The organism is Microcystis sp. LE19-84.1B, from assembly GCF_027531875.1.
GTDB classification, from domain to species: domain Bacteria; phylum Cyanobacteriota; class Cyanobacteriia; order Cyanobacteriales; family Microcystaceae; genus Microcystis; species Microcystis panniformis.
In genome coordinates this window covers 1-4981 of record NZ_JAPZSR010000312.1, presented here as the reverse complement: position 1 = coordinate 4981, position 4981 = coordinate 1, and the positions used below count along the sequence as shown (strand labels likewise).

The following is a 4981-nucleotide window of genomic DNA, read 5'->3' as shown; positions in this document are numbered from 1 at the left end:
ACTAAATATAATCGTTCCGTCACAAGTTTTTCCAGTGCTTTCATTTGATAAAACTCCTATACCAGTTATCAGTTATCAGTTATCAGTTATCAGTTATCAGTTATCAGTTATCAGTTATCAGTTATCAGTTATCAGTTATCATTTATCATTTATCATTTATCAGTTATCAGTTATCAGTTATCAGTTATCAGTTATCATTTATCAGTTATCAGTTATCATTTATCAGTTATCAGTTATCAGTTATCAGTTATCAGTTATCGGAATATTAAATGATTGGGTGGGTGACGGCGAAGATTAAATTATCGTCGCGCGGACTCACCCAATCCGAGCGCTATTTTTTCAGATTTTCTGCACCGGAAATAACTTTGGCCGAGTCAATTTTATCCCCTTGTTTAATCGTATCGATCACTTCCATTCCCTTAGTGACATAACCAAAAACGGCATAATCACCATCGAGGAAATTGATATCCGACAGGGCAAAATAAAACTGAGAAGAAGCGGAATTAGGTTGTTGAGAACGGGCCATCGCGATCGCACCGCGTTTATGGGGTAAAGCGACGATGGGAGTGCGCGACGTGGCCTGTTGACCGATTGATTTCCCATAAATCGGCTCTTTTTCGTCTTTAAGGAGAATTTCTAGGGGAACATAACGGGGTTGCTTGGTTTCTGGATCAACAAAACCACCGGTTCCGCGACCTTGGGGATCACCACCTTGGGCGACAAAAGGCTGTGGTTCTGTAACCACGCGATGGAAAGTTAAACCATTATAAAAACCTCTCTCCACCAGATCCACAAAATTACCGGCAGTAACTGGGGCTGCATTGCCATCAATTTCGATCGTTACCGGTTTACCTTTGATGATCATCTCGACGACGGCAGTTCCATCTAAGCGGGGTTTGTAATTATCCATGTTGACACTGCCCGAACTGGCAGGTTGAGAGGTTTGGGTGATACTAGAATTATCGGGGGTGGAGTTAGCTTCCGGGGAAGAACAGCCAAAAAGTGTCGCGGTTGCGATTAAAAAAACACAAACCACAGACAGCCAGCCAGATTTTCTTATCTTCATCATTTTATAGCCAAAAAGAGCGAAAAAAGGCTTACAATCCCTCTAGAGGAATTTCTAGAAAACGAGCGAGTTCCGCTCCTTGATTTTCCAATTCCGAGAGGGACATAGGATCGCCGACGCGAGTTAAAGGGATATCGCGACGCTGTTTAATCCGCAGGAATAGTTCCCGTTTCGGGTTGAGTCCTTCTCGCACTTCGGCCCGCACAGCTTGCACATCTTCGAGGGGCCAATCGAGATCAACGCGACGATTTTTGCCGGGGTAGCCCCAACGAAAGATTTTAACTTTGCCAGTTTCCTTATTAAACTCGTTGTAACCACCTCCGACATTCCAGAGGAGAGATAACCAGAGATAGATGGCTAAAAGAGTCCCCGCAGTGCCATAAAAGAGGAGGGCGACTCCTTGGGGAATAAATTGCAAGGCACTGGTATCGCTAACGAGAAGTAGATTGACCTTCAAATAACTGGAAAGACCGGCGAGGAGAAACCCTAGACCGCCAATAGAGACGATTACAGCCCAAAAATAGTTACTAGGGCGACGCGCTCCCACTACTTCTTGCCTTAGGATCAGGCTATCTTTACTTGTTGTTTGCGCTTTCATGAATTCTTTTTAAGGTTGCCTAGAGTTATTTTACCAGCTTTTTTCTCCCCACTTCCCCAACCCCGACCTAGGGTGTTGATTGGGAGCGGAATGCCGCCAAAATCACTCATACACTTTTTCTCTGATTAAGATCAAGGGTACTCTGTACCGGCGATTGCCTTCCAGAAAAGGTGATAAGCTTCCAGAAAAGTTATCGAAAATTTAGAAGGAAGCTTCGCCGTTGTCGGGGTTGAGTTCCTGTAATCTACTTTTAATGGTGATATTGGGACAGATAATCAGGACAATATCGGAGAATTTAGCCTTACTGGGATCTGCTACTTTGTTGAGGATAGACCATGCTGCTAACATCCCCATCACTGTTGTTTTACCGCTTCCGGTTGCCATCTTGCAGGCGTAGCGGATGAAAGCTTTCAGAGTGCTGTCAATGGGGGTATCTTGGGGAATATGAATCCCTTGGCGAAAGTCGGTGCGAGATTCAATCAGGAAAATTATGGTTTCTACTGCTTCTTTTTGAGCAAAAAATAGGCGATGTTCTCTTCCTTCTCGGTTCCAGTATTCTAATAGTTCTAAGGTGGTACGGCTGACCCCGGGATACTGTTGTCTTCTCCATTCTTTAACTTCTTTCCTGATGCGGTTAACTAGGGTCATTTCATAACCTGGGAAAAATTCATCGGGGGATGAAAGTTTGAGAACTTGTCCTAATTCCCATTCGGTATTACCTTCCCGGGGTGGGTAAACGATAGCTGGTCTTCTCCCTTCTTTTAATTCCGGTTCATAACCTTCTCGGATGAACCAGTATTGTGAGGGTTCATCAAAGGGGGAATTAAGGATAGGTTCGTTGACTTCGTAGGACATACACTTATTTAGGATTTTTTTCTTAAGTATTAACTCAAGGCAAATTCGGTTAAACTGCGTTTATAGGGAGCCTGAAAACCTAAGACTATATCTTGTTTAGGAACACCAGCAGCGATTAATTGATTGGCAATGCCGATTTCTGTTCCATCTCTTTGAATCCAGATTTTGTCATCTTTTATGTCAAGATGAATAATCACACCATAGATTCGCTTTTGCTCTTTCCACCCAATATTTAAGACTTGGTAATGATGGCTTTTTGTGTCAAAAAGAAGTTGAGTTTCTGTGTCATTTTTGCCGTTATTAACTGAATGTTGTGTGAGAATGTCTTGAATCAGTTGAGAGTAGTTTATTCTTTCCATAATACCACCTCTTGTTTGAGAGAATTAAAGATTAAGAGTTTAATTTTATATTCGGCTACAGCGTTTTGAATAAATTGACGAGAGAAAAAGTCCTCATAGGTATCTTGAGGAATAGCTAGATAAAGAATCCTTTCGGGTTGTTCCTGTTTTAATGCTAACCGATAATTGAGGATTTGTCCTAATGCAAGATGAAATTCGGTAACTTCTGATGCGCCTAAAAAAGATTTAATCTCTAGGGCAATCTTTTGACCTGATTTTTCGGCGGCAATTAATCTTTCCGCACCTAAGTCGATGTAAAATTCTACGTCATTGACTTTAAGATAAAGGGGGTCATGGGTGATATTCCAGCCATCTTTTTCGATAGCAATACACACGGATTGATGAAAAATATCTTTGGCTGACATAGAATTTTCTAAAGTATAAGCAAGCTCGATAAACGGCTGATTTAACTTCATCAAGGGTTCATCAAAAGGTGAGTTGAGGATGGGTTCGTTAACTTCGTAGGACATACACTTATTTAGGATTTTTTTCTTATGTATTAACTAATTTTTCCTCATATTAACTCCTTTTTAAGCGACTTGAAAGGGAATATTGTCAAGGATAACTTGGGGGACATTTCCTGTTCCTAAAACATCTTTAGCATCGAGAATTTCAATTGCAACTAAAAGAGCATTATCGCCAATATTTAAGGTAATTTCATCGTTTAACTGAAGATTTCGACATTCATGCTTTCCCTCTACAAGTCTAATATAAAGGGCATCAATTTCTGCATCGTAGCTAATTTTCATTTTGTCTCCTTTAAAAATAATAGGTATAATAAGTTGTTTCTTTGTGTTTATCGCACCCTACTCACAAAATAATCTATCTAAATTGCGATAGCCGCTAACAATTCTCAGAACAAAAATACCATCATCATGAACATTATAAAAAATGATGTAATCTCCTACTAAAAATCCCCTTAAATTAGGTCTAACTTGTTCATAGCGTTTTCCCATATTAGGAAAATTAGCTACTAATTTACATTTTTGGCGTATCGCATCAAACAGATTACTAGCAGAGCGTGGATTATTTTGAGCCAGATAATTACAAATTTCATTAAGATCATTAATTGCCTCTTGGGAGAATTGATAAATTGCCATTATTCTAAGCCATATTCTTCTCTTAATCTTGTTTTTAACTGCTCAAAAACTAATTCCCCATCGGTTACATTACCCGCTAAAATTTGCTCGGTTGCACTATCAATTTTTTGCCGTAACTCCTCTAATTGAGGGTTAGTTTCCTGACTATCTTCGCCTAAAATAATAATTTCTACTCTTTGACCGGCTCGAAAGGGTAAATCGGATAAAATTAACTGATGCGATCGCTCAATTGTCACATATTTTTTGTAAGCATTCATATTAGTTTTCCTTTCTTTAACTCAGCTAATTTAAACTCTTAACCACTAACAACTCATTCCCCCTATCATCAATCACCTTAACGGCAATTTGCCGATGTTCTCCCACGGCAAAAGGTGCGCTGGTTGTCCCTGCTAGATGTTCCCAGACTGATTCCTCATAGGTTCCCTTTAAAGCTTTCTTAATCGAATCCCAAGCGCCGGTACGGGGAAAAAATGCCTGATTGACGTGGAAACATAAGCCATTGTAGTCAGTATCGAGAAACCAAGCGGGGACATTCTTACCCGGTTCCGAGTCCACTTTCATTGTAACCGGGTCAAACACATCCAACCCCAATAACTCCACTTGATATTTACCATCAGGGATGGGATTAATCCTAATCTCTGGCAGTCCACAGACGCTGAATATCTGGGAACTCCTCAGGTTTTTGAGTAAATCCCCCATCAGCAGGTCTGGAGTTGCTTGGATGTAAGTCGCGGCAATCCCCACCGTATCCTGACAGTGTTCCACAAACTGACGAGCGCTAGGAGCGATCGCAAAGCCAAGGACGAACAGATGAGCGTATTGTTTTTGACATCCTCGCCGCCCTAAAAGTGCGGCGATTCCTAAACCTCACGATTTAAGTTTCTGCTTCCACCACCGTCGCATACCACAGTTAAAAAACCATGTACTGTCTTACACAGAGTCCACAGACTTTCGCCCCATTTCA

9 protein-coding genes and 1 pseudogene are annotated in these 4981 nt (G+C 41.0%); 1 reads left to right on the top strand and 9 read right to left on the bottom strand.

What is annotated here, in order from left to right; genetic code table 11:
• A pseudogene (locus tag O9324_RS17620) lies at positions 1 to 298 on the top strand (hypothetical protein); the annotation flags it as partial.
• A 33-nt stretch (positions 299 to 331) separates the two neighbouring features.
• Here the strand turns inward: O9324_RS17620 and O9324_RS17615 are convergent.
• The 9 genes from O9324_RS17615 to O9324_RS17575 all read right to left on the bottom strand — a co-directional run bounded on the left by O9324_RS17615 (position 332) and on the right by O9324_RS17575 (position 4782).
• Complete coding sequence (locus O9324_RS17615) at positions 332 to 1069, bottom strand: peptidylprolyl isomerase (protein ID WP_288140859.1); 738 nt, start codon at positions 1067 to 1069, stop codon at positions 332 to 334.
• A 28-nt stretch (positions 1070 to 1097) separates the two neighbouring features.
• Positions 1098 to 1664, bottom strand: a complete 567-nt coding sequence (locus tag O9324_RS17610) for a photosystem I assembly protein Ycf4 (protein WP_002767839.1) — start codon at positions 1662 to 1664, stop codon at positions 1098 to 1100.
• 201 nt (positions 1665 to 1865) lie between these two features.
• Complete coding sequence (locus O9324_RS17605; protein ID WP_287630168.1) at positions 1866 to 2519, bottom strand: DEAD/DEAH box helicase family protein; 654 nt, start codon at positions 2517 to 2519, stop codon at positions 1866 to 1868.
• A 29-nt stretch (positions 2520 to 2548) separates the two neighbouring features.
• The gene (locus O9324_RS17600) at positions 2549 to 2878 is read right to left on the bottom strand and encodes a XisI protein (protein ID WP_002767836.1); all 330 of its coding nucleotides are present in this window, start codon (positions 2876 to 2878) and stop codon (positions 2549 to 2551) included.
• Complete coding sequence (locus tag O9324_RS17595) at positions 2866 to 3282, bottom strand: XisH family protein (RefSeq protein WP_043996640.1); 417 nt, start codon at positions 3280 to 3282, stop codon at positions 2866 to 2868. The genes O9324_RS17600 and O9324_RS17595 overlap by 13 nt, the downstream gene beginning before the upstream one ends.
• 165 nt (positions 3283 to 3447) lie before the next feature.
• The gene (locus O9324_RS17590; protein ID WP_287630169.1) at positions 3448 to 3666 is read right to left on the bottom strand and encodes a DUF2283 domain-containing protein; all 219 of its coding nucleotides are present in this window, start codon (positions 3664 to 3666) and stop codon (positions 3448 to 3450) included.
• 57 nt (positions 3667 to 3723) lie between these two features.
• On the bottom strand, positions 3724 to 4017 hold the full coding sequence (locus O9324_RS17585; RefSeq protein WP_002767832.1) for a type II toxin-antitoxin system RelE/ParE family toxin: 294 nt from the start codon (positions 4015 to 4017) through the stop codon (positions 3724 to 3726).
• Complete coding sequence (locus tag O9324_RS17580; RefSeq protein WP_002767827.1) at positions 4017 to 4274, bottom strand: hypothetical protein; 258 nt, start codon at positions 4272 to 4274, stop codon at positions 4017 to 4019. Before O9324_RS17580 ends, O9324_RS17585 begins: the two co-directional genes overlap by 1 nt.
• Positions 4275 to 4299: 25 nt before the next feature.
• Entirely contained in the window at positions 4300 to 4782 is a 483-nt protein-coding gene (locus O9324_RS17575; protein ID WP_002767825.1) for a hypothetical protein, read from the bottom strand.
• Positions 4783 to 4981: the final 199 nt, after the last annotated feature.

Coding starts and splice junctions, on each gene's coding strand:
- O9324_RS17605 (WP_287630168.1), bottom strand. CDS start 2,519: ATGTCCTACGAAGTCAACGAACCTATCCTTAATTCCCCCTTTGATGAA.
- O9324_RS17615 (WP_288140859.1), bottom strand. CDS start 1,069: ATGATGAAGATAAGAAAATCTGGCTGGCTGTCTGTGGTTTGTGTTTTT.
- O9324_RS17580 (WP_002767827.1), bottom strand. CDS start 4,274: ATGAATGCTTACAAAAAATATGTGACAATTGAGCGATCGCATCAGTTA.
- O9324_RS17610 (WP_002767839.1), bottom strand. CDS start 1,664: ATGAAAGCGCAAACAACAAGTAAAGATAGCCTGATCCTAAGGCAAGAA.
- O9324_RS17595 (WP_043996640.1), bottom strand. CDS start 3,282: ATGTCAGCCAAAGATATTTTTCATCAATCCGTGTGTATTGCTATCGAA.
- O9324_RS17600 (WP_002767836.1), bottom strand. CDS start 2,878: ATGGAAAGAATAAACTACTCTCAACTGATTCAAGACATTCTCACACAA.
- O9324_RS17585 (WP_002767832.1), bottom strand. CDS start 4,017: ATGGCAATTTATCAATTCTCCCAAGAGGCAATTAATGATCTTAATGAA.
- O9324_RS17590 (WP_287630169.1), bottom strand. CDS start 3,666: ATGAAAATTAGCTACGATGCAGAAATTGATGCCCTTTATATTAGACTT.